This is a genomic window from Curtobacterium sp. AB451 (assembly GCF_050585845.1).
GTDB lineage: Bacteria > Actinomycetota > Actinomycetes > Actinomycetales > Microbacteriaceae > Curtobacterium.
On sequence record NZ_JBOBQG010000002.1, the window covers coordinates 518,125 to 543,237 of the forward strand.

Annotated in this window: 26 protein-coding genes and 1 tRNA gene; 9 read left to right on the plus strand and 18 right to left on the minus strand. The window is 70.9% G+C overall.

Features of this window, described 5'->3' with window-relative positions; translation table 11 throughout:
- Positions 1-23 precede the first annotated feature (23 nt).
- Positions 24-1,160: a galactokinase gene (galK, locus tag ACQXVK_RS06315; RefSeq protein WP_402266987.1), complete on the minus strand. Its 1,137-nt coding sequence runs from the start codon at positions 1,158-1,160 to the stop codon at positions 24-26.
- A complete protein-coding gene (galT, locus tag ACQXVK_RS06320; RefSeq protein WP_430853049.1) occupies positions 1,157-2,266 on the minus strand; it encodes a galactose-1-phosphate uridylyltransferase in 1,110 nt (369 codons plus the stop codon). The genes galK and galT overlap by 4 nt, the downstream gene beginning before the upstream one ends.
- Positions 2,267-2,330: 64 nt before the next feature.
- On the opposite strand from galT, the gene ACQXVK_RS06325 reads away from it, so the two are divergent.
- On the plus strand, positions 2,331-3,191 hold the full coding sequence (locus ACQXVK_RS06325) for a DeoR/GlpR family DNA-binding transcription regulator (RefSeq protein ID WP_402266993.1): 861 nt from the start codon (positions 2,331-2,333) through the stop codon (positions 3,189-3,191).
- Entirely contained in the window at positions 3,188-4,120 is a 933-nt protein-coding gene (locus ACQXVK_RS06330; protein WP_022906653.1) for an aldose 1-epimerase family protein, read from the plus strand. The genes ACQXVK_RS06325 and ACQXVK_RS06330 overlap by 4 nt, the downstream gene beginning before the upstream one ends.
- A gap of 187 nt (positions 4,121-4,307) precedes the next feature.
- Here ACQXVK_RS06330 and ACQXVK_RS06335 read toward each other — a convergent pair whose 3' ends face one another.
- The 5 genes from ACQXVK_RS06335 to ACQXVK_RS06355 form a co-directional block, all read right to left on the minus strand.
- On the minus strand, positions 4,308-4,628 hold the full coding sequence (locus ACQXVK_RS06335; RefSeq protein WP_022906652.1) for a hypothetical protein: 321 nt from the start codon (positions 4,626-4,628) through the stop codon (positions 4,308-4,310).
- A gap of 165 nt (positions 4,629-4,793) precedes the next feature.
- Positions 4,794-5,603: an SGNH/GDSL hydrolase family protein gene (locus ACQXVK_RS06340; RefSeq protein ID WP_430853050.1), complete on the minus strand. Its 810-nt coding sequence runs from the start codon at positions 5,601-5,603 to the stop codon at positions 4,794-4,796.
- Between the two features lie 63 nt (positions 5,604-5,666).
- Positions 5,667-6,770 carry an acyltransferase family protein gene (locus ACQXVK_RS06345; protein ID WP_430853051.1) on the minus strand — a complete coding sequence of 368 codons (1,104 nt, stop codon included), beginning with the start codon at positions 6,768-6,770 and terminating at the stop codon, positions 5,667-5,669.
- A gap of 247 nt (positions 6,771-7,017) precedes the next feature.
- A tRNA-Lys gene (locus tag ACQXVK_RS06350) sits at positions 7,018-7,090 on the minus strand.
- 52 nt (positions 7,091-7,142) lie between these two features.
- Complete coding sequence (locus ACQXVK_RS06355; protein WP_022906645.1) at positions 7,143-7,304, minus strand: hypothetical protein; 162 nt, start codon at positions 7,302-7,304, stop codon at positions 7,143-7,145.
- 125 nt (positions 7,305-7,429) lie between these two features.
- On the opposite strand from ACQXVK_RS06355, the gene ACQXVK_RS06360 reads away from it, so the two are divergent.
- The 3 genes from ACQXVK_RS06360 (at position 7,430) to ACQXVK_RS06370 (ending at position 10,116) form a co-directional block, all read left to right on the plus strand.
- Positions 7,430-8,059, plus strand: a complete 630-nt coding sequence (locus ACQXVK_RS06360; RefSeq protein ID WP_402267005.1) for a DNA-directed RNA polymerase subunit beta — start codon at positions 7,430-7,432, stop codon at positions 8,057-8,059.
- 579 nt (positions 8,060-8,638) lie between these two features.
- Entirely contained in the window at positions 8,639-9,238 is a 600-nt protein-coding gene (gene sigK / locus ACQXVK_RS06365; protein WP_022906643.1) for an ECF RNA polymerase sigma factor SigK, read from the plus strand.
- The gene (locus tag ACQXVK_RS06370) at positions 9,235-10,116 is read left to right on the plus strand and encodes an anti-sigma factor (protein WP_402267008.1); all 882 of its coding nucleotides are present in this window, start codon (positions 9,235-9,237) and stop codon (positions 10,114-10,116) included. Before sigK ends, ACQXVK_RS06370 begins: the two co-directional genes overlap by 4 nt.
- Positions 10,117-10,638: 522 nt before the next feature.
- Here ACQXVK_RS06370 and pstB read toward each other — a convergent pair.
- The 8 genes from pstB to ACQXVK_RS06410 form a co-directional block, all read right to left on the minus strand.
- Positions 10,639-11,418, minus strand: coding sequence for a phosphate ABC transporter ATP-binding protein PstB (gene pstB / locus ACQXVK_RS06375; RefSeq protein WP_416394363.1), 780 nt, complete (start codon positions 11,416-11,418; stop codon positions 10,639-10,641).
- 31 nt (positions 11,419-11,449) lie between these two features.
- Entirely contained in the window at positions 11,450-12,535 is a 1,086-nt protein-coding gene (pstA, locus tag ACQXVK_RS06380) for a phosphate ABC transporter permease PstA (RefSeq protein ID WP_430853052.1), read from the minus strand.
- Positions 12,536-12,548: 13 nt separating this feature from the next.
- Positions 12,549-13,496 carry a phosphate ABC transporter permease subunit PstC gene (gene pstC, locus ACQXVK_RS06385; protein ID WP_416394365.1) on the minus strand — a complete coding sequence of 316 codons (948 nt, stop codon included), beginning with the start codon at positions 13,494-13,496 and terminating at the stop codon, positions 12,549-12,551.
- A gap of 144 nt (positions 13,497-13,640) precedes the next feature.
- Positions 13,641-14,750 carry a phosphate ABC transporter substrate-binding protein PstS gene (locus ACQXVK_RS06390; RefSeq protein WP_022906638.1) on the minus strand — a complete coding sequence of 370 codons (1,110 nt, stop codon included), beginning with the start codon at positions 14,748-14,750 and terminating at the stop codon, positions 13,641-13,643.
- Positions 14,751-15,015: 265 nt separating this feature from the next.
- Positions 15,016-15,963 (minus strand): NUDIX hydrolase, encoded by a 948-nt coding sequence (locus ACQXVK_RS06395; RefSeq protein WP_416394367.1) that lies wholly within the window; start codon positions 15,961-15,963, stop codon positions 15,016-15,018.
- Positions 15,960-18,125, minus strand: coding sequence for an RNA degradosome polyphosphate kinase (locus ACQXVK_RS06400; protein WP_402267020.1), 2,166 nt, complete (start codon positions 18,123-18,125; stop codon positions 15,960-15,962). Before ACQXVK_RS06400 ends, ACQXVK_RS06395 begins: the two co-directional genes overlap by 4 nt.
- 91 nt (positions 18,126-18,216) lie before the next feature.
- The gene (mshD, locus tag ACQXVK_RS06405) at positions 18,217-19,020 is read right to left on the minus strand and encodes a mycothiol synthase (RefSeq protein WP_430853053.1); all 804 of its coding nucleotides are present in this window, start codon (positions 19,018-19,020) and stop codon (positions 18,217-18,219) included.
- Positions 19,020-19,703, minus strand: a complete 684-nt coding sequence (locus tag ACQXVK_RS06410) for a winged helix-turn-helix domain-containing protein (RefSeq protein WP_022906634.1) — start codon at positions 19,701-19,703, stop codon at positions 19,020-19,022. The genes mshD and ACQXVK_RS06410 overlap by 1 nt, the downstream gene beginning before the upstream one ends.
- 117 nt (positions 19,704-19,820) lie before the next feature.
- On the opposite strand from ACQXVK_RS06410, the gene ACQXVK_RS06415 reads away from it, so the two are divergent.
- From ACQXVK_RS06415 to ACQXVK_RS06425, 3 genes are all read left to right on the plus strand, one after another.
- The gene (locus ACQXVK_RS06415; protein ID WP_148286910.1) at positions 19,821-20,102 is read left to right on the plus strand and encodes a hypothetical protein; all 282 of its coding nucleotides are present in this window, start codon (positions 19,821-19,823) and stop codon (positions 20,100-20,102) included.
- A gap of 163 nt (positions 20,103-20,265) precedes the next feature.
- Positions 20,266-20,868 (plus strand): FABP family protein, encoded by a 603-nt coding sequence (locus ACQXVK_RS06420; protein WP_022906631.1) that lies wholly within the window; start codon positions 20,266-20,268, stop codon positions 20,866-20,868.
- Positions 20,868-21,953, plus strand: a complete 1,086-nt coding sequence (locus ACQXVK_RS06425; RefSeq protein WP_430853054.1) for a YgfZ/GcvT domain-containing protein — start codon at positions 20,868-20,870, stop codon at positions 21,951-21,953. The genes ACQXVK_RS06420 and ACQXVK_RS06425 overlap by 1 nt, the downstream gene beginning before the upstream one ends.
- A gap of 149 nt (positions 21,954-22,102) precedes the next feature.
- On the opposite strand, the gene ACQXVK_RS06430 is transcribed toward ACQXVK_RS06425, so the two are convergent.
- The gene (locus ACQXVK_RS06430) at positions 22,103-22,876 is read right to left on the minus strand and encodes a class I SAM-dependent methyltransferase (protein WP_430853055.1); all 774 of its coding nucleotides are present in this window, start codon (positions 22,874-22,876) and stop codon (positions 22,103-22,105) included.
- A 56-nt stretch (positions 22,877-22,932) separates the two neighbouring features.
- Here ACQXVK_RS06430 and ACQXVK_RS06435 point away from each other — a divergent pair, with 56 nt between their 5' ends.
- Complete coding sequence (locus ACQXVK_RS06435; protein WP_022906628.1) at positions 22,933-23,679, plus strand: phosphoglyceromutase; 747 nt, start codon at positions 22,933-22,935, stop codon at positions 23,677-23,679.
- Between the two features lie 57 nt (positions 23,680-23,736).
- Here ACQXVK_RS06435 and ACQXVK_RS06440 read toward each other — a convergent pair whose 3' ends face one another.
- Positions 23,737-24,285, minus strand: a complete 549-nt coding sequence (locus ACQXVK_RS06440; protein WP_430853056.1) for an AAA family ATPase — start codon at positions 24,283-24,285, stop codon at positions 23,737-23,739.
- A gap of 148 nt (positions 24,286-24,433) precedes the next feature.
- Positions 24,434-25,105 carry a phosphate signaling complex protein PhoU gene (phoU, locus tag ACQXVK_RS06445; protein WP_022906626.1) on the minus strand — a complete coding sequence of 224 codons (672 nt, stop codon included), beginning with the start codon at positions 25,103-25,105 and terminating at the stop codon, positions 24,434-24,436.
- Positions 25,106-25,113: the final 8 nt, after the last annotated feature.

Genomic DNA, 25,113 nt, shown 5'->3' on the forward strand with positions numbered 1-25,113 from the left:
TCGACCGGCGCGGCGGAGGCGCGTCAGTCGCGCCGGGCGCCCTGCGCGGCGTGCACCGTGAACACCGTCGGCTCGCGGTACCCGGCAGCGGCGAAGGCGGCGGTGACCGCGTCTGCGATCGTCTGCCGCGCCTCCTGGTCGACCAACGCGATCGCCGCACCACCGAAGCCGCCGCCGGTCATCCGCGCGCCGACCGCACCGTGCGCCATCGCGGTCTCGACCGCGAGGTCGAGCTCCGGCACCGAGATCTCGAAGTCGTCGCGCATCGACGCGTGCGAGGCGACGAGCAGCGAGCCGATGGAGCGCGGTCCGTGCTCGCGCAGCGTGCGGACGGTGTCGAGGACACGCTGGTCCTCGGTCACGACGTGCCGGACGCGACGGAAGGTCTCGTCGTCGAGGAGTTCCTGCGCCCGCGGCAGGTCGTCGACCGACAGGTCGCGCAGCGCCTCGACGCCCATCACCGAGGCACCCCGCTCGCACGAGTCGCGTCGGGCCTTGTAGCCACCGGTGGCGTGGGCGTGCTCGACGCGGGTGTCGACGACGAGGACCTCGAGCCCGTTCGCCTCGAGCGCGAGGTCGACGACGGCGGTGTCGAGCGTGCGGCAGTCGAGGAAGACCACCGCGTCCTGCTCGCCGAGCAGCGAGGCGGACTGATCCATGATGCCGGTCGGCGCACCGACGGCGTGGTTCTCGGAGTACTGGCCGACGCGTGCGAGCTGCTTCCGGCTCAGGCCGAGCTCCCACAGGTCGTTGAACGCGAGTGCGACGCCGCACTCGATCGCCGCGCTCGAGGACAGGCCCGCGCCGACGGGGACGTCCGACTCGATGAAGACGTCGAAGCCGGTCTTGTCCGTGAGGTCCGCACCCGCCTGCTCACGCAGCGCCCACGCGATGCCGAGGACGTAGGCCGACCAGCCGCTCATCCGCGACGGCTCGAGCTCGTCGAGGCTCAGCTCGAACACCGAGGACGCGTCGAAGGCCGAGGCGACCCGCAGCACGCGGTCCGTCCGCGGGGCGATCGAGGCGGTCGTGCGACGGTCGATCGCGAAGGGCAGGACGTAGCCGTCGTTGTAGTCGGTGTGCTCGCCGATGAGGTTGACCCGACCGGGCGCGGAGTACCGCACCGTGGGCTCGTACCCGTAGACCTGCTGGAACGTCATGCGCGTTCGATCCCTCCTCGGATGAACTCGGCCGCCTTCTCGGGGACGAGGTCCCCGATCCACGCGCCCATGGCGGCTTCACTGCCGGCCAGGAACTTGAGCTTGTCCGCCGCGCGACGCGGGGACGTGATCTGGAGCATGAGCCGCACGGTGTCGCGGCCGGTGTGCACCGGCGCCTGGTGCCAGGCGGCGATGTACGGCGTCGGGTCGTCGTAGAGCTTGTCGATGCCGCGGGTGAGCCGCAGGTGCATGTGCGCCAGCTCGTCCTTCTCGGCGTCGGTGAGGCCGGCGAAGTCGGGGACGTGCCGGTGCGGGAGCATGTGGATCTCGATGGGCCAGCGCGCGGCGAACGGCACGAAGGCGGTGAAGTGCTCACCGGCGAGGACGACCCGGTCGGACGCGCGCTCGTTCGCGAGGTGCTGCTCGAACAGGTCCGGCCCGAACCGCTCGATCGACGAGAGGAGGCGCTGAGTGCGCGGCGTGACGTAGGGGTAGGCGTAGATCTGCCCGTGCGGGTGGTGGAGCGTGACGCCGATGGCCTCGCCGCGGTTCTCGAACGGGAACACCTGCTGGATGCCCGGGAGCTCGGAGAGCGCCGCGGTGCGGTCCGCCCACGCCTCGACCACGGTGCGGGCGCGCGACTCGGAGATCGACGCGAAGGAGCCCGCGGTCGCGGGCGAGAAGCACACGACCTCGCAACGCCCGACGCTCCGGAACTGCCGGTTCAGCCCGACGTCGGACAGGGAGTCGAGCGACGACGGTGCGTCGGCAGCCCCGTCCGGACCCGCGAGCTCCGGACCGAACGACGGCGAGCGGTTCTCGAACACCGCGACGTCGTACCGGCTCGGGATCTCGGAGGGGTTCTCCGGCGTCTGCGGGGCGAGCGGGTCCTGGTCGGCCGGCGGCAGGAACACCCGGTTCTGCCGGCTCGCCGCGATGGAGACCCACTCGCCGGTCAGGACGTCCTGGCGCATGCGCGCCGTCTCCGGCCGCGGGTCGAGCACGCGCTGGTCGATGCTGCGTTTTGCGGGCAGCGTCGAGTCGGCGTCGTCGAAGTAGAAGAGGTCGCGTCCGTCCGCGAGCTTCGTCACGCGCTTGGTGATCACCGCACCACCCTAGCGGCTCCGCGAAGCATTGCGAAAGTGTTCGGAAGCACGCGAAACTGGTGTCATGACCGACGACGACCTCGCCTTCCTGGCCGGTGCCCTCCCCGCGCCGCTGCGGCAGGACCGCATCGTCTCCATCGTCGACGGTGCGCCCGGCCTCGTCCGGACGGCCGCGTTGGCAGCGGCGCTCGGCACCAGCGAGGTGACCGTCCGACAGGACCTCGCCTCGCTCGACCAGGAGGCGCGGATCCGGCGGGTGCACGGCGGTGCGGTCCGCCTCGGGGCCGGTTCCACCGAGCGCCCCTTCGAGGAGACCGCCGTCGAGCACCAGGTGGCGAAGGCCGCCATCGGCCGCGCTGCGGCCGCCCTCGTCCGCTCCGGCCAGTGCGTCGTGCTCGACGTCGGCACGACGCCGGCCGCGGTGGCGACGGCCCTGGTCGCCCGGGAAGACCTCGTCGACGTCACGGTGGTGACCAACTCGTTGACGACCGCACTCGTGCTCGAGGCCGCGGTGCCGCGCTTCACCGTCATCGTCACCGGCGGCACACTGCGCCCGCTGCAGCACTCGCTGGTCGCGCCCTTCAACGGGGCGGTGCTGCCGATGATCGCGGCGGACACCGTGTTCCTCGGCGGCACCGGGCTCGACGTCGCCCACGGCCTCACCAACGTGAACCTGCCCGAGACCGAGGCGAAGCGGATGCTCGCGGCCACGGCTCGGCGTACCGTCGTGGTCGCGGACGGGTCGAAGTTCGGCCGAGCCCACCTCGGGGTGGTCCGCGCGCTCGAGGACATCGACGTCGTCGTCACCGCCGAGACCACGGCGGAGCAGGTCGCCCCGATCCGGGCGGCAGGCGTCCAGGTGGTCGTGGCGGACGAGCCCGCCGGTGGCGATCCGGCACGCAACGGAAGGAACCAGACCGCATGACCGCAGCGCCCACCGGAGGCCAGTACCACCTCCGTCACGCCGGCCCCGACGGCGTCGTCGAGGCGATCGTCACCGAGGTGGCCGCCGGCATCCGCGAACTCCGTGTCGCGGGCTTCGACCTCACCGAGCCGTTCCCGGTCACGTCGCAGCCGCCCGGGGCGAACGGGATCGTGCTCGCACCCTGGCCGAACCGCGTTGCCGGCGGTGTGTGGGAACTCGACGGCACGCGGCAGCAGCTCGACGTCTCGGAGCCGAAGTACGGCAACGCCTCGCACGGGCTGCTCCGCTTCGCCCCGTACCGCGTGGTGACCCAGACCGAGTCCGGCATCGTGCAGGAAGCCACCATCCACCCCCAGCACGGCTGGCCCTTCACCCTCGAGACGCGGGTGCACCACGAACTCGTCGACGACGGCATCCGTGTGACGCACGAGGTCGTGAACCGCTCCGGCGTCAAGGCGCCGTTCGCGATCGGGGCGCACCCCTACCTGCGTGCCGGTGACACCCCGGCCGACGACCTCGTCGTCCGGCTCGACGCCGCGACCGCGTTCACCGTCGACGACAGGAAGATCCCGAACGGCACGGTCCCGGTCGAGGGCACGCCGTTCGACCTGCGGTCCGGCGTCCGCGCCGGTGACGCCGACCTCGACACCGCCTACACGGACGTCACCCCGGACGCCGACGGGATCCGCCGCACGACGATGCACGGACCGGAGGGCGACGGCGTCGAACTCTGGCAGGACGGGTCGTTCCCGTACGTGCAGGTCTTCACGTCCCGCGAGTTCCCCCGCGGCGACGGCACCGGGCTGGCCGTGGCGGTGGAGCCGATGACGGCGCCCGCGAACGCGCTCAACTCCGGCGAGGGGCTGCGCTGGCTCGAGCCCGACGAGTCCTGGACCGGCAGCTGGGGCATCCGCCGCGTCTGGTCCTGACCCGGACGGTCGGCGAGGGCGAGCCGCACCCGAGACTCGGCTCGGCGGACAGTTTCGTGCCTCGTGCGCCGCGGAAGTGTCCGCGTGGGCGAGACTCGGCTCGGCGGGTGACGGGCGGTCGGGCTGCTCCGGACACGAACAAGGCCGCCCCGTGTGGGGCGGCCTTCGTCGTTCGGTGGGGCGGGGCTCAGGCGCGGCGCATGCGCAGCGCCTCGACCGCAAGCGACTCGCTCGCGTACCGGCCGACCTCGTGCGCCCAGGCCGGGTCGTCCCCGCGGAGGGCGATGAAGTCCTTGCGCTGCCGGCAGACGTAGCCGAGCACCGAGGTGCCGGTCGCCACCTCGACGAAGTCCTTGCGGATGTGGCGGGTCGTGACCTGGGCGTTCCGGCGGAGCGTGTCGAGCAGGAGCTCGTTGCTCATCGTCGTGTTGGTCGCTGCTGCGAGCTCGACGATGCGGCGCGCGTCACCGGTGGTGCTGGTCTGCGTGGCTTCGATGGGCTCGATCACGGTGTACCCCGTTCGTTCTGCGATGGTGCGATGCTGCAGGATCCGTCGATCGGATCCGGGAACAACACTATCGGCGGTAGCCCAACAGTCGGCTGAACGCGGACTGAACTGTGCAGTGGAACCGCCATGAGACGACTGAAGGCGACTTGTACCCCATGCGGGAGCTCAGAGGCACTGCTCGCCGTCGGGCTTCGTCGCGAGGTCCTCGAGCTCGGCGTCGATCTTGCCCGCGAGGTACCGGTACCCGGCGTCGTTCAGGTGCTCGTCGTCGGTCGCGGCGTAGCTGCCGCTGTTCATCGCGGTGAACCACTGGCCGTCGAGGGCGTCGACGAACGGGACGTCGGCGGCTCGCGCGCCGGCGGCCACCGCGGCGTTGATGCCCGTCGTCGCCTGGGCCCGCGGCTGCGGCGCCGACGGTCCGATCGCGATGACGACGGCGTCGGGCCACTGTTCCTCGGCCTGCCGGAGCGTGCTCTCGACGGTCCGCTCGAGGGTGGCGGAACTCGTGAGCCAGTCGTTCTGGCTGCCCTGCACGAGGACGAGGTCCGGCGAGAGTGCTGCGCGCCGCTCGATCCTCGACTGGTAGATGGCCCGCGCCGACCTGGCCGCCCCACGGTTGACGTACCCGGTGCCGGGGCCGCCGTCGATGGTCGCGTCCCAGTCACGTTCGGCGACGAGGTCCTGTGCCCAGCCGTGGAGGTTGTCGGACGATCCGCGACCGGTCGTGTACGAGTCCCCGACGATGAGGACGTCGGAGCCCGGCGCCGTGGCGGCCGACACCTGCGCCGACGAGAAACGCGACGTCGCGGGGACGACCTGGCACGCGTTCGAGACGGCTGGCAGCAGGGCGAGGAGGCCGGCGATGCCGAGACCCATGGCGCCGATGGCGACCGCAGGGATCACCCGTCGGCGTCGGGTCTGCACGGTGGAACGACGGGAGCCGCCGGACCTGCCGCCGTCGGTTCGTCGGGCCACACCGGGATTGTAGAGGGTCACCCCGCAGAGCCTCGTGACCGGCCACGGCGAGGTGCTGAACCGTCAGACAGCCTGCGGCACCGGGGGCTTCGTTGACAGCGTCTTCGCGATCCGCTTCGCCAGACGGTGCGCGGGGAGCTCCACGAACCGCGAGAAGACGACGGCCACACCGAGCCCGATCGGGATCGCGACGACGATCAGCCACGACGGGAACGTGGCCGGCAGCAGGTTCGCGAGCGACACCGTCACCGGCTCGTGCACGAGGTAGAGGCTGAAGGAGAGGCGTCCGAGTTCCCGCGGGACGCCGCCGAGCAGGAAGCGCTCGGCGGGGAGCCACTTGCCGGCCAGGACGACGATGACCCCGGCCGACGCGAGCACGATCGCTCGGACGGCCGGCGACCACCATGCGTCGTCCGGCAGCCACCATTCGGCGGTGATCCCGGCCAGGGACGCGGGCAGGAGGACCCACCCGACGAGGGTGCCGACGTCCGGGATCCGTTCCCAGCCTGCGGCGAGCGCTGACCCGATGAGGAACATCGGCAGGTAGGTCAACCAGAGCACGTGTTCGTACCAGCCGATCGAGGACAGCACGATCCCGATGATCCCGGTCGCCCACCACCAGCGTCTCGTCACGGCGGCGATCGACACGAAGAGCGGGAGGAGGAGGGAGAAGAAGACCTCCCACGTGAGGGACCAGAGCGGGCTGTTCACCAGCGACGGCGACAGGAGCGTGACGTCGTTGAACAGGCTGTGCAGGGACAGCGGTTCGGCGTGCCGGTTGATCCAGTACGACTGGTGCGGTTGGTCCTGTCGGGGGACCAGGAAGAACAGGGCGAGTGCCAGTCCGATCGACACCAGCACCGGCAGGTAGAGGCGCACGAGTCGGCTCGGGTAGTAGGCGATCCAGTCCTGCGAGCGGCGGAGTGCCGGCAGGGTGAGCACGAACCCGCTGAGGACGAAGAAGACGAAGACGGCCTCGCTGCCGGCCCACAGCACGTGCGCCGGGGAGTAGACGAGCCAGCTGGCCCACCCGGGGACGGCTGCGCGGTAGTTGCCGTCGGAGAACGCCGGGATGGTGAGCAGCGTGTGGTGGACCACGACGACGGCTGCGGCGACGCCGCGGAGTCCGTCCAGTGAGCCGATCCTGCCGGTGGGGCGATCGCGCATGGGGCCGATCCTAAGCGACGCGCCTTGACGCGAGCGGTCGTGGTGGGGGACGTGGGCCGGGAGGGTGTGGGCTCCGTGGGGCTCGAACCCACGACCCTCGGATGAAAAGCCGGCGTTCGGGAGGGTGTGGGCCCCGTGGGGCTCGAACCCACGACCCTCGGATGAAAAGCCGGCGTTCGGGAGGGTGTGGGCCCCGTGGGGCTCGAACCCACGACCCTCGGATGAAAAGCCGGCGGCCGGGAGGGTGTGGGCCCCGTGGGGCTCGAACCCACGACCCTCGGATTAAAAGTCCGGTGCTCTACCAACTGAGCTAGAGGCCCTCACCCGCAAGGCTAGCGGGTGAGGGCCTCTGGGAAGAACCGGGTGGGCGGGTCAGCCGCGGCGTCCGGTGAGCGTGCGCAGCAGCCACAGGACCACCGCGACGATGAGCAGCACGATGCCGACCCAGAGCAGGAACTTCAGGCTCGCGGTGAAGCCACCGACGAACAGCAGGACGACCGCGATCACGGCCAGGATGATGAGCAGGGGGTTCATGGGAGTCCTCTTCCTTCGCGTGCGGGAGGAGCGCCTCCCGGTCAGTCACGGTACGCGCGGCGGAGGCGTTGCGTTCTGGGCGAACGACGCCCGGGCACGTCGCCGACCGTGCCTACACTGACGCGGTGCCTCGCGATCACCACCGTCCCGTCCACTTCACCGACCAGGAGTTCGCCGCGATCCAGGGCGGCGAGGACCCCGCCGTGGTGAACCGCGTCGCGCACGAGACCGCGAACGCCCTGCTCCACCGTGTGCGGCAGGACCCGGACCCGGCGGTCGTCGAGCGCCTGGTGACCTACACGGACGTGCACGGCATCGACGCCATCGCCGAGCTGTGGGCGCGGGTTGGGGCGCACACGCTCCCCGGCGCGCTGTGGCGGATCTACCTCGTCCGGACGGTGATCCGGCAGAACCCCGAGGAGATCGCGTACCTCTTCGCACGGGGCACGGAACGGATCGGGACGATCGACCAGGCCGTCGCCGGGGCCGAGCAGCCGACCGGTCCGGCGGAGATCCTGACCCTGGCGGACCGCATCCTGCACGGCCTCTACACGGGGGACCTCGCGGTGGCGCTCGACCGGGGCGCCGCGTTCTGCCGACTCACCGCGGCCGGGGCGACGGCCGTCGCGGACGACGCGGACCTGACGGCGGGCGCCCGGGCGTCGGAGCTCACGACCCGCGCGCTCCGCCTGTCGGAACTGGCGGCCGACCTCACCGAGGCGGCGTCGCTCTGGCGCCGCGACAGCTTGGACTGAGCGGCCAGCGGGGCGGGCGCGCACCGCGCCTCCCGGCCAGCAACGCGACCAGCCAGCAACACGACCGGCCGGCCGAGCGACCGGCCAGCAACGCGACCGGCCGCGAGCCGCGAGAGCGCCCGGGCCGACGACGCCACCCGCGACGCCCGACTCCAGGCATGGAAGAACCGGGCCGCAGAAGCGCCTCTCGGCGCGAGGCCGCTCGAAGCGGCGAATTTTGGAGCCCGGGGCTTGCTGCGGCCCGGCGACACCGAGTCTACGAGACGCTCGCGGTGCTCGTGGCCCTGTTCACTCTCGGTGGACAGATCCGCGCTCGGGCGTGCCCCGGGAACGAGGGGTGAGAACCGCTCCAATCCGCTCGGGCGAGGGTGCCGAATCATCACCGTGGCAGGTGATGAGCCGGCCACGACAGCGAGGGTCCCGTGCGACCCGGTCCGCTCCCTGGCGGTCAATTCCCTGCGGGTCACGCGGGCCCTCGCGCTCGACCGACCGCTGACCCGACCACGCGACCCGAGCGCGTGGTCGGGTCGCGGCCCACAACTCACAGCCAGATCGCAACCGAGAGGAGGGAAACCTGCAATGCTTGCCATCGTGGATAGCGACACCGAGAGCTGGAGTTCGACCGAGCCGGCTCAGGCGTCCCCAGACGACCTCCTCGCCCGCGTGGCGACCGGCGACCAGGCAGCCTTCTCCGACCTGTACGACGTCCTCTCCGGACGCGTGCTCGGACTCGTGACGCGGCTCCTCCGGGACCGTGCACAGTCCGAAGAGGTCACGCAGGAGGTCTTCCTCGAGGTCTGGCAGCAGGCCACCCGCTACGACCGCAAGCGCGGTACGGCAGCGAGCTGGATCCTCACCATGGCGCACCGCCGAGCGGTCGACCGGGTGCGGGCCTCGCAGGCGTCGCACGACCGCGACACGAAGATCGGCATCCGCGACTTCGAGGCCGGCTTCGACCAGGTGTCCGAGTCGGTCGAGATCCGGATCGAACACGAACGCGTCAGCCGGGCGCTCGCGAAGCTCACCGAGTTCCAGCGCCAGGCCGTGCAACTCGCTTACTACGGCGGCTACTCGCACAGCGAGATGGCCGACCACCTCGGTGTCCCGATCGGCACCGTCAAGACCCGTCTCCGTGACGGGATGATCAGACTCCGCGACGAGATGGGGGTGACATCATGACCGAACGACACGACGACCCGGCACTGCTGACCGGTTCGCACGCCCTCGATGCACTGTCGGACGAGGAGCGAGCACTGTTCGACTCCGCGCTCTCGACCGCGCCGGAGCTGCAGGCCGAGACGGACTCGCTGCGCGAGACCGCGCTGCAGCTCGCCTACGCGGTGACCCCGATCGAGCCGCCCTCGTCGCTCAAGGCGTCCCTGATGGCCCAGATCGCGACGACCCCGCAGGCTGCTCCGGTGGCCCCGCAGTCCGTTGCGTCGGCCACGAGCGCCCCAGCCACGACGACCACGGTCGACGACGCCGGCCAGGAGGCGCGGTTCTCCCCCGCCTCGACCCGCACCTCCACCGGTGGTGCGGCTTCGGACAAGGCTCGCCGCCGCTGGTTCCAGCGTCCGGCAGCGGCACTGTCCGCCGCAGCGGCCGTCGCCGTGGTCTTCCTCGGCGTCGGACTCGGCGTCGGCACGACCTTCGCTCCCTCGAACCAGCCCGGTCCGGGGACGACGCAGGCGTCCGGCGGACTCGACCGCATCTACGCCGCGTCGGACTTCAAGCGCACCACGGCGAAGGTCTCGGGCGGCGGGACGGCCACGGTCGTCTGGTCGAACGAGGTCGGCAAGTCCGCGGTCATCCTCGACGGGGTCCCCGCGGCTCCGGAGGGCAAGACCTACGAGCTCTGGTACATCGGTTCCGAGGGCACCGGCGGCAAGATCAACGCGGCCGGCCTGATGGACCACGTGTCCACCGGTGTGCACTCGGCGGTCCTCACCGGGACGCTCTCGCACGGTGTGACGATCGGCATGACGGTGGAGCCCGCCGGCGGCTCGGAGCAGCCGACGACGACCCCGATCATGGCGGTCCCGACCACCTCGGCCTGACCCGGGCGCCCTGGGCGTGCCCGCGAGGGCGTACCTGGTCGAAACGGGCGTACCTGGTCAGAACTTCTGACCAGGTACGCCCGTTTCCTCATTCCATCGCGGCCGTCCTGGGAAGGAACGTGCCAGCGTGCCCGGTCACGGGCGGACTCGGCGGGGCGGGAGCGGGCCGCGCCTCCCGTCCGCCGCCCGCCCCCGCAGCGCACACCGCCCCGTCACCCGTGCCGAAGCGGGCGTAGCTGACCGAAGCGGGCGTAGCTGACCGAAGCGGGCGTACCTGACCGAAGCGGGCGTACCTGACCGAAGCGGGCGTACCTGACCCAAAGCGGGCGTACCTGACCGAGACGGGCGTACCTGACCGAAACGGGCGTACCTGACCGAAGCGGGCGTGCCTGGTCGAAACTTCTCACCAGGTACGCCCGTTTCCTCATCCCCTCGCGCGCGTCCTGGGAAGGAACGACACGGAACGGCGACGGCCCCGCCGGACCGGAGTCCGACGGGGCCGTCGTGAAGGGGGGCGGTCGATCAACCGAAGCGGCCGGAGACGTAGTCCTCGGTGGCCTGGACGGACGGGTTCGAGAACATCGTGGCGGTGTCGTCGAACTCGATGAGCTTGCCCGGCGCACCGGTCCCCGCGATGTTGAAGAACGCCGTCTTGTCGCTGACGCGCGAGGCCTGCTGCATGTTGTGGGTCACGATCACGATCGTGTACTCCTTCTTCAGCTCCTCGATGAGGTCTTCGATCGCGAGGGTCGAGATCGGGTCGAGCGCCGAGCACGGCTCGTCCATGAGGAGCACGTCGGGCTGCACCGCGATCGCACGGGCGATGCAGAGACGCTGCTGCTGCCCGCCGGACAGGCCCATGCCGGGCTTCTCGAGGCGGTCCTTGACCTCGTTCCAGAGGTTCGCGCCCTGCAGGGAGCGCTCGACGATCTCGTCGGCCTCGGAGCGGGAGAGCCGCTTGTTGTTGAGCTTCACGCCGGCGAGCACGTTGTCCTTGATGGACATCGTCGGGAACGGGTTCGGGCGCTGGAAGACCATGCCGACCTGCCGACGGACGAGCACCGGGTCGACGCCCGCGCCGTACAGGTCGTCGCCGTCGATCTTGACGGAGCCCTCGACGTAGGCGCCGGGGATGACCTCGTGCATGCGGTTGAGGGTGCGGAGGAAGGTGGACTTGCCGCAGCCGGACGGGCCGATGAACGCGGTCACGGTGCGGGGCTCGATCGTCATGTCGACGCCCTCGACCGCCTTGAACTTCGAGTAGTAGACGTTGAGGCCGTCGACCTCGATGCGCTTGGACACTGTGTTCCTTCGGGGTGGGTGGTTCCGCGGGTCAGCGCGGGAGCTTGGGGGCGAACAGGCGCGTGATGAAGCGTGCGAGCAGGTTGAGCAGCATCACGATGAGGATGAGCACGAGCGCGGCGGTCCACGCCCGGTCGACGAACGGCACCGGGTTGGCGCCCTGCTGCGAGTACTGCGTGTACGCGAACACCGGCAGGGTCATCATCGGGTCCTTGAACAGGTCGTAGTTCAGGCTCGCCGTGAACCCCGCCGTGACGAGCAGGGGAGCGGTCTCGCCGATGACGCGGGCGATCGAGAGCATGACGCCCGTGGTGATGCCGGCGAGCGACGTGGGCAGCACGACCTTCAGGATCGTCAGGTACTTCGGGACACCCAGTGCGTACGAGGCCTCGCGGAGCTCCATCGGGACGATCTTCAGGACCTCCTCGGTGGAGCGCACGACGATCGGGATCATCAGCACCGAGAGGGCGACGGAGCCGACCAGGCCGAAGCGGGCACCCGGACCGAGGAAGAGCGCGAACAGCGAGTACGCGAAGAGACCGGCGACGATCGAGGGGATGCCCGTCATCACGTCGACGAAGAAGGTGATGCCCTTCGCGAGGACGCCCTTGCCGTACTCGACCAGGTAGATGGAGGTGAGCAGACCGATCGGCACCGAGATGAGCGCGGCGAACAGCGTGATCTCGAGCGTGCCGACGAGCGCGTGGATGGCGCCGCCGCCCTCGGAGATGACCCCGCGCATCGAGTACGAGAAGAACTGCGCGTCGAACCGGGCGAGGCCGTCGCCGAGCACCGTCCACAGCAGCGACACCAGCGGCAGCACCGCGATGACGAACGCCGTGACGACGAGCGAGGTGACGAGCCGGTCGACCGCCTTGCGGCCACCCTCGACGATGCGCGAAACCACGACGATGAGGACGTCGAACAGGACCGTGCCGAGGAACACCGCGGCGACGACGTTGAAGTCCTTGACCGCGCCGCCGACGTTGAGGAGGGCGAACACGAGGATCAGGGCGACCCAGGAGCCGACGAGGAGCAGCCACGGCACGGACTTGTGCAGCTTGCCGGTGGCGTAGACGTTGCCGGACACTCCGGACTGACGGATGGCGAGGGACATCGGGGCGGACCTCTCAGCTCACTCGCTTGCGGACGATGTACCGCGCGAGCATGTTGATGACCAGGGTGATGACGAAGAGGATCAGGCCCGTCGCGATGAGGGCGTTCAGGGCCGTGCCGGACGCCTCGGCGAACTGCAGGGCGATGTTCGCCGCGATCGTCGAGGGGTTCTGCGCGATGAGGACCTGGAAGGTCACGTTCGTCGACACCGACAGCACCAGCGCGACCGCCATCGTCTCGCCGAGCGCGCGGCCGAGACCGAGCATGATCGCGGACACGATGCCGGACTTGGCGAACGGCAGCACCGACAGACGGATCATCTCCCAGCGGGTGGCGCCGAGGGCCAGGGCGGCCTCCTCGTTGAGGGTCGGCGCCTGCAGGAAGATCTCACGCATCACGGCGGTCATGATCGGGATCGCCATCACGGCGAGCACGATCGACGCGGTGAGGATCGTGCGGCCCGTCCCGGTCACCTGACCGGAGAAGAGCGGGAACCAGCCGAAGTAGGTGTTGAGGAAGACGTAGAACGGCTTCACGAACGGCGCGAGGACCACGATGCCCCACAGGCCGTAGACGACCGACGGCACCGCGGCGAGCAGGTCGATGACGTAGCCGAGGACCGGCGCCAGACGACGGGGCGCGTAGTGCGAGATGAAGAGGGCGATGCCGAGCGCGAGCGGCACGGCGATCACGAGCGCGATGAGCGCGGACCAGATCGTGCCGAACACGAGCGGACCGACGAAGTCCCAGAAGTTCGTCGCGCCGTTGGGGAGCTCGCCGACCTTGGCGCTGAAGGCCGGGAGGCTCTGCCACACGAGGAACGCGGCGACGAGGATCAGGACGAAGAGGATGAGACCGCCGGAGATGACCGAGGCGGCGGAGAAGACGCGGTCGCCGATGCGGACGACGGGCTTCGGCTTGGGGGTGACGGTGGCCCCTGGCTGGGCCGGTGCGGTCGTCATGGGGCTCCTGTCGGAGGTACGCCGGGGGAGGCGGGAGGTCGGGTGTCCGGTGCTGCGGTGTCGCGCTCGGTTCCCCGAGTGGACGGGCGAGTGCCCGGACGCCGGTCGAGTGGGTGGGACCGGCGTCCGGGCGCTCAGGGTGCCTTACTTGATGGAGGCGACGGCCTTGGCGGCCTTCTCCGACAGGTCGGTCGAGAGGGCGGCCGACTTGGCCTCCTTCGCGGCGGCGTCCTGCGCGTCCTTCGAGACGACGTAGTCGAGGTAGCCCTTCACGAGCTCACCCTTCGCCGAGTCCTTGTACTCCTGGCACGCGATGGCGTAGGAGACGAGCACGAGCGGCCACGCGTTGTCGGCGGTGTCGGTGCGGTTGATGTCGATCGCGAGGTCGTTGTCCGCGCGGCCCTCGACGGTCTTCGAGTCGGCGACGACGGTGGCAGCACCCTCGGCCGAGATCGTGGTGGCCTTGTCGCCGACCATGAGCTTGGCCTTGTCGAGGTCACCGGCGCCGGAGTCGTCGATGTAGGTGATGGCGTTCGAGGCGCTGGCCATCGAGGAGGCGACACCCGAGGTCTTCGCGGCGGCGTCACCGACCTGGTACGGGAAGGTCTGGCTCGGGTCCTTACCCCAGACGTCCTTCGCGTTCGCGTCGAGGTACTCCGAGAAGTTCTCGGTGGTGCCCGAGTCGTCCGAGCGGTGCACGACGGTGATGTTCGCGTCCGGGAGCGTCGCGTCCTTGTTGAGCGCGGTGATCTCGGAGTCGTTCCACTTCGTGATCTTGCCGGAGAAGATGCCCGCGATGGTCTTCGCGTCGAGCGTGAGGTCCTTGACGCCGTCGACCTTGTAGGCAATCGCGATCGGGGAGATGTAGACCGGGATGTCGATGGCCTTCGAGTCCGCGGCGCAGGCGGCGAACGAGCCCGAGAGCTCCTCGTCGCTCAGCGCGGCGTCGGAGCCGGCGAAGTCCGCGGCACCCGAGATGAAGTTCTTGCGGCCGGCGCCCGAACCGTCGGGCGAGTAGTTGACCGTGACGCCCGAGGCGACGTTCTGGAAGCCGGCGGTCCAGGTGGCCTGCGCGGTCTGCTGTGCGGACGAGCCCGAGCCCGTCAGCGTGCCCGAGAGCTTCGAGTAGTCGGTGCCGGAGCTGGAGCTGGAGGACGGGCTGGTGCTCGCGCCCTCGTTCGCCGCGCACGAGGAGAGCACGACCGCGCCGGCGATCGCGATTGCCGCGACCGTACCGATTCGCTTGATGTTCACAGGGGTCCCTTCGGGAATGTCAGTGCAGGTGGGACCGCTGCTGGTCCCGTGGGCCGGTGCTGACCCGGGAGCGACTGTAGGGACACGAGGTGACGGGGATCACCCGCCCTGGTGAACGGGAGGTGAACGAGGGGTTGTCCCGGACGGGGCGACGTGCGCCGAGCCCGTGGCGGGTGCAGGATCGGGAACGGCGCGCCGAGAACGGGCGCATGCATGCGCATGCACCCCAGGAGCCGGGAGGCGCGGCTCGGCCCCGGCGTCCGGCCTACGCGGGGACGGGGTTGCGGTGCGTCTCGACGGCCACGAGCGTGCCGTCGGCGATGTGCATCACCGAGAAGTCGCCCACCGAGAGCATGGCGGCCCGGCGGAGGTCGAAGCGGCCGCTGTCGTCGGCCGTCGCGGTCGCGATGCGGGCGATGATGTCGGGCAGCACGGGACCGTGCGAGCACAGGACGGTGGTCTTCGCCTTGTCGAGCCGCTTCTGCACGACGCCCTTGACGTTGGCCGCACCGTGGTCGTGTGCGTCCTGGCTGATGTCCGGCGTGCTCGACACCCCGAGGTGCGTGCGGTCGGAGAGCGGTTCGACCGTCGCGAGGCACCGGGCGGCGGTGCTGCTGACGATCTTCTTCGGACCGAACGCGGCCACCGGCGACGCGACCGACTTCGCCTGCGACCGGCCGACGGGCAGCAGCGGACGGGTGGCATCCGGGCCGTTCCAGTCCGAGCCTGGCACCGTCTTGGCGTGCCGCAGGGCGATGAGTGCGAAGGTGCGGTGGTGCCCCGCGGCGACGCGGTCCGCGAACCGGTCGAGGATGGCGACGTCACGGTCGTAGGTCAGCCGGTGGCGGGCGTCGTCGAGGGTGACCCACTCGATCGCGGCGACCTCGTCGTTCGGGTGGAACCTGCCGGCGCGCTCGTACTCCTTGGAGGGCACCCGGGCGGACCAGTAGTGCACGACCTTGTCGCGGCCGCTCGGCAGCACGTACTCGGCCGTGCCCAGGGGTGCACCGAGGTGCACGCGGTACCCGGTCTCCTCGACGATCTCGCGCACGGCGGTCGTCGGGACGCTCTCACCCGGGTCGACCTTGCCCTTGGGGAACGAGACGTCCTTGTGGTGGTCACGGTGGATGAGCAGCACGAGCGGGATGCCGTCCTGCTCGCGCCAGACGACGGCACCCGCAGCGACGACCGGCCCTTGGGAGCCGCCGCTCACCGAGTGGAGCGCTTCCGCGCCGAGATCTTCCGCATGAGGACATTCTGCACGTCGTCGAGCGGTCGGCCGTCGTCGTCCGTCGAGTGGCGCGTCCACTCGCCGTCCGACTCGAGGTGCCACGAGCTCGTCGTGTCCGCCATCGCGAGGTCGAACATCTCGTGGACCTCGTTCACGTGCGCCGGGTCCGACAGCCGCACGAGGGCCTCGACGCGGCGGTCGAGGTTGCGGTGCATCATGTCCGCCGAGCCGATGAGCACGGCCGGGTCGCCGCCGTTGTGGAACGCGAACGCCCGCGAGTGCTCGAGGTACCGACCGACGACGCTGCGCACCCGGATGGTGTCGCTGACGCCTTCCATGCCGGGCTTGAGCGAGCAGATGCCGCGCACCCAGACGTCCACCGGCACGCCGGCCTGGCTGGCCAGGTACAGCGCGTCGATGATCTGCTCGTCGACCATCGAGTTGACCTTGATCCGGATCCCGGAGGGCTTGCCGGCCCGAGCGTTGTCCGCCTCGGTCTGGATGCGCTTGAGCAGCCCCTTCCGCAGGTGCAGCGGCGCGACGAGCAGGCGCTTGAACTTCTTCTCGATCGCGTAGCCCGACAGCTCGTTGAACAGGCGCGTCAGGTCCTTGCCCACGACGTCGTCCGACGTGAACAGCCCCATGTCCTCGTAGATGCGCGAGGTCTTCGGGTTGTAGTTGCCCGTCCCGATGTGGCTGTAGTGCTTGAGCGTGCCGCCCTCCTGCCGGATGACGAGCACGAGCTTCGAGTGCGTCTTCAGCCCGACCAGGCCGTACACGACGTGCACGCCGGCCTTCTCGAGCTTGCGGGCCCACGTGATGTTGTTCTGCTCGTCGAAGCGCGCCTTGATCTCGACGAGGGCGAGCACCTGCTTGCCCGCGGCGGCCGCGTCGATGAGCGCTTCCACGATGGGGCTGTCGCCGGAGGTGCGGTACAGCGTCTGCTTGATCGCGAGGACGTTCGGGTCGGCCGCGGCCTGCTCGAGGAACGCCTGGACGCTCGTCGCGAAGGACTCGTACGGGTGGTGCACGAGCACGTCCTTCGCCGCGATGGCGCGGAAGAGGTCGGGCTTCGTGTTCGGTTCGCCCGGCTGGAACTGCACCGGGGTCGTCGGCACGTGCTTCGGGTAGTGCAGGTCCGGACGGGCGATCTTCGCGATCTCGAACAGCCCGCCGAGATCGAGCGGCGAGGGGAGGCGGAAGACCTCTTGTTCGGTGATGTCGAGCTCGCGCACGAGCAGGTCGAGCGTCACCGGGTCCATGTCCTCGGTGATCTCGAGGCGGATGGGCGGTCCGAACCGACGACGGAGCAGCTCGCGCTCGAGGGCCTGGATGAGGTTCTCGGCCTCGTCCTCCTCGATCTCGACGTCCTCGTTGCGGGTGACCCGGAACACGTGGTGCTCGAGCACCTCCATCCCGGGGAAGAGGTCGTCGAGGTGGTTGGCGATGAGGTCCTCGAGCGGGATGAACCGCAGCAGTCCCGAGTCGTCGTCCGGCAGCTTGATGAACCGCGAGAAGTTCTGCGGCACCTTGAGGCGGGCGAACTCCTGCCGCTGCGACTTCGGGTTCCGCACGCGGACCGCGAGGTTGAGCGACAGCCCGGAGATGTAGGGGAAGGGGTGCGCCGGGTCCACCGCGAGCGGCATCAGCACCGGGAAGATCTGCTCGTTGAAGTACTCGCGCATCCGGAGCCGGTCGGCCTCGTCGAGGTCGGACCAGTGCTCGACGTGGATGCCCGCGGCGTCGAGGTCCGGCTTGAGGGACCCGATGAACGCCTGCGCGTGACGGTCCTGCAGCTCGTGCGCCTTCGTCGCGATGTCGCGCAGGACGTCGCTCGGAGCCCGGCCGACGTTGGTCGGGACGGCGATGCCGGTGTCGATGCGGCGCTTCAGGCCGGCGACCCGGACCATGAAGAACTCGTCGAGGTTCGACGCGAAGATCGCCAGGAAGTTCGCGCGCTCGAGCAGCGGCTGCGTGCGGTCCTCACCGAGTTCGAGGACGCGCTGGTTGAACCGGAGCCAGCTGAGCTCGCGGTCGAAGTAGCGGTCGGTGGGCAGCGACTCGTGCTCGATCTCGACGACCTCGTCGAAGTCGTCGAGGTCCGGTGCGACGGAGTCGCCGTCGAGCTGCGGTTCGGTGTCCATGCCCACATCCTGCCACCCGACCCCTGCGCCGGGAGGGCCCCACGTGGACGCTGTGGAAACCCGCGGTGAACGACGTGGTGCGCCGTCGGGCTCAGCCCGCGGCGTACTGCACGTCGATCGCGTGCTGCGTGAACCCGGACCGCCGGTAGAGCGCCAGCGCGGGTTCGTTGTCGCCCTCGACGTAGAGCGCGGCGGCGGTGAGCCCACGACCGGTCAGACGAGCGGTCCCCGCACGCATCAGGACGCCGCCGAGCCCCTGTCCCTGCAGGTCGGGCCGGACGGCGACGGCGTAGAACTCACCGATGCCGTCCTCGACCTTGAGCCAGCACGACCCCGCCAGGGCGTCGGAGTCGTCGCGGAGCAGGAGCAGGTCCTCGCCCGAGAACCAGTCGTCCGCCTCGCGGGCGCGCAGGTCCTCGAGCGTCATCCGGCCCTGTTCCGGGTGGTGGGCGAACGCGGCGGCGTTGAGCGCGAGCCAGTCGGCCTCGTCGCCCGGGTCGCCCGCGCGGAACGCCGACAGGGTGTAGCCGTCGGGCACCGCCGGGTCCGGGGCGACCGACGCGATCGGTGCCCGGAGCTGCAGGAGCGTCCGGACCGCCGTCCAGCCGAACCGCGACGCGAGCGCCCGCGCGGCGGGGTGGTCCCCGTGTGCCCACGCGAGCCGGGGCGCCGCGGCCCCGCCGCCCGGGGTGAGCGCCTGCCGGGCGAGGGCGGTCCCGAGGCCGTGCCCCCGCGCCTCCTGGGTGACCACGAGCTCCAGCTCGCCGTCGCGCACCACGGCGACCCCGCGCTCGTCGCCGAGCACGCTCGCGCGACCGGCGCGCACGTCGACCAGGGTCTGGTCGGAGAACGGCGGTGCCTCACCCGGGACGGCGAAGCGCGACAGGTCGACCACTACTGGCCCGCGAGCCGGTCGGCCTCGTCGTCGTAGACGTTGAAGCGGTAGCCGACGTTGCGCACCGTGCCGATCAGGGACTCGAGGTCCCCGAGCTTCGCGCGGAGCCGTCGCACGTGCACGTCGACCGTGCGGGTGCCGCCGAAGTAGTCGTACCCCCACACCTCGCTGAGGAGCTGCTCGCGGGTGAACACCCGCGACGGGTGCGTGGCGAAGAAGCGGAGGAGCTCGAACTCCTTGAACGTGAGGTCGAGCGGCCGGCCGCGCACCTTGGCCGAGTAGCTCGCCTCGTCGATGACGACACCGGACGCCTGGATCTTCGACCCGGTCTGGTTCTTCGAGGCGCGACCGGCGGTCAGGCGGATGCGGGCGTCGACCTCGGCGGGGCCGGCGGTCTCGAGCACGACGTCGTCGACGTTCCACTCGCTGTTGACCGCGGTCAGGCCGCCCTCGGTGACGACCAGGATGATCGGCGTGGTCGAGCCGCTCGTCGCGAGGATCTTGCAGAGGGCCTTGGCGCTCGCCAGGTCCGTCCGGGCGTCCACGAACATGAGGTCGCTCTGCGGGGCGTTGACGAGCTGGGCGGCCTCGGCGGGGACGTGGCGGATCCGGTGGCTCAGCAGACCGAGGCTCGGCAGGACGTCGCCGGGCGCGGCTGAGGTGAGTACCAGGAGCTGGGCCACAGGACCTCCAGGGCGTGGGGGAGTCGTGCACACATCCTAGTGATGCTCGGGAAGCCCCCTTCCCGGCCGGACGGTCGGGACGGGCGTTCCCGCGGCGGTCCTGTCATGATGGGGCGCGTGACCGAGCCCGTGCAGCCCACCGACCAGCGCCGCCTCCGGCTGACGTCCGTCCTGCCGGTCTGGCTGCTCGCGATCGTCGGGGCCGTGCTCGTGCTCACGCTGACCGAGAAGGACTCGTTCGCCTGGCTGCTCCTCGTGTTCGTGCTGTGCGTGCTGGTCAGCTTCGTGCTGCAGCTCATCACCGCGACGAAGGACGGGCTGGTCGAGCGGATCAGCATCGCGTCGTCGGGGGCCTTCGTCGTCGTGCTCGTCACCGCGGTCCTGCTGCTGACCCGGTGACCCGCCGCCCGACGGCTGGCGTCGTCAGGCGTGCCGCGTAGACTCGCGGCATGGATTCGCTGCTTGCGCTCGAGCTCTTCTACGTGGGCCTGCTCGGCCTCGCGTCGCTCGCGATCGCGTTCGTCTCGGTGACCGTCGTCGTGAAGCTGTTCAAGGGTCAGCGTTGATCGAACTGCCCGAAGGTCTCGCGCCCGAACTCGTCCCGCTGTCGTGGCTCGTCGGCGTCTGGGAGGGCACCGGCGTGGTCGAGTACCCGGTCGGCGACGAAGCCGAGCCCCGGAAGTACGAGTTCGGCCAGCGCGTGAGCTTCAGCCACGACGGACTGCCCTACCTCAACTACTCGTCGACGACGTGGCTGCTCGACGACGAGCACACCCCGCTCGCGGCCGAGATGGGCTACTGGCGGATCGACCGTCCGTCCGAGCCCGGTGACCGCGGCCCGGCGATGCTCCTCGGCGAGGGGCCGACGCCGTTCGGCACCGTCGAGAGCGTCGAGGCACTGCGGAACACCACCGACGGGTTCGACGTCGAGGCGGCGATCATCCACCCCACCGGCGTCAACGAGCTCTACGTCGGACGGGTCCGCAAGGGCCGGATCGACCTCGCCACCGACGCCGTGATGCGCTCGCCGAACGCCAAGGACTACTCCGCGGCGACCCGGCTCTACGGTCTGGTCGAGGGCAAGCTCTTCTGGGCGTGGGACATCGCCGCGCTCGGCAAGGAGCTGACCTCGCACGCCTCGGGGCAGCTCGCGAAGGTCGACTGATGTCCGCCTTCGCCGGTCGCGCCGGCTTCGTGGCGACGGACGCAGGCCCCGCCGCGCACTTCGGCAACCCGCTCGGCGAGCAGCGGCTGCTGGCCCGTGGCCGCGCCGTCGTCGAGCTCGGCCTCGGCGTGGTGACCGTGACCGGTCCGGACCGCCTGTCGTGGCTCAACTCGATCACGTCGCAGCTGCTGACCGGCCTGTCCGTCGGGGCGAGCACCGAGACGCTCGTCCTCGACCAGTCCGGCCGCGTCGAGCACGCGGCACGCGTCGTCGACGACGGTTCGGTGGCGTGGCTGCTGACCGAGCCCGCAGACGCTCGGCCGCTCGCCGCCTGGCTCGACTCGATGCGGTTCATGCTGCGCGTCGAGGTCGCCGACCGCTCCGCCGAGTTCGCGACGATCGGGTGGTTCGGCGACACCGCGCCGTTCGCCCCGACCGAGCTGCCCGAGACCCCGCTCGTCGAGTGGGTCGACCCGTGGGCGTCGGTCACGCCCGGCGGGTGGGGCTACGCCGTCCAGGAGGCGCACCCCGCCTCCGACTGGACCCTCCGCATCGCCGTGGTCACCCCCGGCACCGCCGACCAGATCGCCGCGTCCGACGAACCCGTCGCGGGGCTCCTCGCGTACGAGGCGCTGCGGATCGCCGCCTGGCGCCCCTCGCTCGCCGACGTCGACGAGCGCACGATCCCGCACGAGCTCGACTGGCTCCGCTCCGCCGTGCACCTGTCGAAGGGCTGCTACCGGGGCCAGGAGACCGTCGCCAAGGTCCACAACCTCGGCCACCCGCCGCGCCGGGTCGTGATGCTGCACCTCGACGGGTCCGACGGCGTGCTGCCGGCTCCGGGGACGCCGGTCGTCGCCGGCGAGAAGGAGGTCGGGCGCGTGAGCGCGTCGGGCATCCACCACGAGCTCGGGCCGATCGCGCTCGCGGTCGTGAAGCGCTCCCTCGACCCGGCGGCCACGCTGACGCTCACCGCCGACGACGTGGTCGTGGCCGCGACGCAGGAGGTCATCGTGCCCCCGGGCGCCGGCGCCACCGCGGACGTGCCGCGGCTGCCCCGGCTCGGCGCCGTCCGCCGCTCCTAGCCGCGGCTCGCGGATCGCGGCGGGCCGCGCCGAGTCTCGGCTCCGCGGACACGTCCGCGCGGCCTGGGCCGCGAAACTGTCCGCCCGGCCGAGTCTCGGCAGCGCGGGCATCGGCCGCGGCCGCGCGGCAGTGCGGCTGCGCCGGGCGGTCAGGCCGGGGCCACCGCGGCCCAGGGCACGCTGAGCTCCCCGAGCCGCCACCGCGTCACCCCGTGCAGCACCGGCCACCCCCGGTCCCGCATGCCCCGGACGGCCGCGATCCACCGCTGCCGGGGGCCGTACGTGCCGAGCGGTGCGGCGACCGCCCACGCCAGGTCGAGGTCGCCGAGGAACGCGTGCACCCGCTCACCCGGCACGTTCCGGTGGATGAGGGCCTTCGGCAGCCGTTCGGCCACGACCGAGGGCACGTCGAGTCCGGCGAGGCGGAGCGACACCGTGAAGGTCTGCGGCGCGACGTCGTCGAGCGTCACCCAGGACGCCACCCGTCCGACCTCGTTGCAGGTCCCCTCGACGAGTGCGCCGCCGGGCTGCAGCCGGTCCTGCATGATCCGCCAGGACGCCTCGACCTGGGACTCGTCGTACTGCCGCAGCACGTTGAAGGCCCGGATCACGGCGGGGCGGCGGCCCCCGGGTGTCGGCGTCTCGAAGCCGCCGAGCCGGAACGTCACGCCGTCCCGGGTGCCGGCGTTCGCGAGCGCGACCCGGGCCGGTTCGATCTCGATGCCGGTGACCTCGACGTCGGGGCGGACGGCGGCCAGGCGGTCCCGGAGCTCGAGGGTCGTCGTCGGCGACGCCCCGTACCCGACGTCCGCGACGAGCGGGTCCGTGCTCCGGCGGAGGGCCGGCAGCGTGGCGATCCACCGGTCGACGCGGCGGAGCCGGTTGTACCCGGTCGTCCCGCGCGTCACGTTCCCGATGGGCATGCCCACCAGGGTACGGGGCCGCGGAACGGGCGCACGGCGCTCGGTAGACTCGGGGCATGACCTCCACGCTCGTCCTGCTCCGTCACGGCAACAGTGACTGGAACCAGAAGAACCTGTTCACCGGTTGGGTCGACGTCCGGCTCAGCGAGCTGGGCGAGAAGGAGGCGAAGCGCGCCGGCGACCTCATCGCCGAGTCCGGCATCGTCCCCGACGTCCTGTACACCTCGCTCCTCACCCGTGCGATCCAGACGGCGGACATCGCGCTGCTCCAGGCCGACCTGGCGTGGCTGCCCGTGAAGCGCGACTGGCGCCTCAACGAGCGCCACTACGGCGACCTGCAGGGCAAGGACAAGGCCCAGACGCTCGAGCAGTACGGCGAGCAGCAGTTCATGGAGTGGCGCCGCTCGTTCGACGTGCCGCCGCCCCCCATCGCCGACGACGCCGAGTGGTCGCAGTTCGGCGACCGCCGCTACGCCGACCTCGGCGACCAGCTGCCCCGCACCGAGTCGCTGAAGCTCGTGATCGAGCGCCTGCTGCCCTACTGGGAGTCGGACATCACGAAGGACCTCGCCGACGGCGGCACCGTCCTCGTCACGGCGCACGGCAACTCGCTCCGCGCGCTCGTGAAGCACCTCGACGGCATCTCCGACGAGGACATCGCGGGCCTCAACATCCCGACGGGCATCCCGCTCGTGTACGAGCTCGACGACGACTTCCGTCCGACGAAGCCGGCGTACTACCTCGACCCCGAGGCCGCCGCGGCGGGTGCTGCGGCCGTGGCCGCCCAGGGCGCCAAGAAGTAGCAGTGCGTCCGAACGCCCCGCCTGGTCACCAGGCGGGGCGTTCGTCGTCTCGTCCGCTCACACGAAGTGCGACGCGATCTCCTGCACCAGTGCGCCGACGTCGTACGGCTTCGTCGTGTCCACGCGGACCACGGGGACGCCGGGCAGCCCGACCGGACCGGCCGTGGCGGCGTGCTCGTCCCAGAACGCGAGCACGCCGGCGAGGTCACCGTGCACCTCGTGGCGCACCGGCACGGTGCCCGGGTCGTAGCGGTCCCGCAGCCGCTCCTCGGCGGTGGCGCGGTCGGTGTCGCACCACACCTCGACGGCGCGCGGTGACCCGGCGGAGGCGAGCCGCGCCTCCAGGAGGGCACGGTCGCGCGAAGGCAGCCAGACGGCGTCGAGGACGACCCCGTTCTCGACCGCGTCCGCCATCGACCACATCGTGTCCATCGCGATGCCGCCGAGCGGACGCGAGGCGATCATCGGGCCGACGAGGTCGGCGAGGGGCTCCTTGATCCGGTCCTTCGACAGGAACGGGCAGCCGAGCACCTCGGCCAGCGCCGCCCCGATCGTGCTCTTGCCCGAACCGGGCATCCCGTTGACGACGATCGCGACCTGTGCCATGCCTCGATCCTCGCAGAACGCAGCGAGCGAGCAGAACGCAGCGAGCGAGCGGAACGCATCGAGCCGGCGGAACGCGGCGAGTGGGCAGAACGCAGCGAGCCGGGCGGACCGTGTGGTCCGTCCGGCTCGGTGACGCCGCAGCGTCGGGTCAGGCGGGCGACACCGTCACCGAGGACGCGCCGGCCCAGTCACCCGTCGCCAGGTACTCGACCTTCTTGGCGATGGACACCGCGTGGTCGGCGAACCGCTCGTGGTAGCGCGAGGCGAGGGTGGCGTCGACCGTGTCGATCGGCGCGCCCTTCCAGGTCTCGCCGAGCACGAAGTCGAACACGCTCGCGTGCAGCTCGTCGATGGCGTCGTCCTCGTCGCGGATCTCCCCGGCGAGGGCGATGTCCTCGGTGGCGAGCAGGCGCGTGAGCTTCTGCGCCATCGCGACGTCGAGCTGGCCCATCTTCTTGAAGGTGCCGCGGAGGCCCTTCGGGACGACCTTCTCGGGGAAGCGCTGGCGGGTGAGCTGGGCGATGTGCTCGGCCATGTCGCCCATGCGCTCGAGCGACGAGCTGACGCGCAGGGCGGTGACGACGACGCGCAGGTCACGGGCGACGGGGGCCTGACGGGCGAGGATGTCGATCGCGATCTCGTCGAGGCTGTTCGCCGCCTCGTCGATCTTGGCGTCGTCGGCGATCACCTCCTCGGCGAGGGCCACGTCGGACTCGCTGAACGACTGCGTGGCTCGGGTGATGGCGGACTCGACGAGCCCGGCGATCTCGGTCAGTCGCTCCTGGACGTCCTGGAGTTCCTGCTGGAAGACTTCGCGCATGGGGGAGT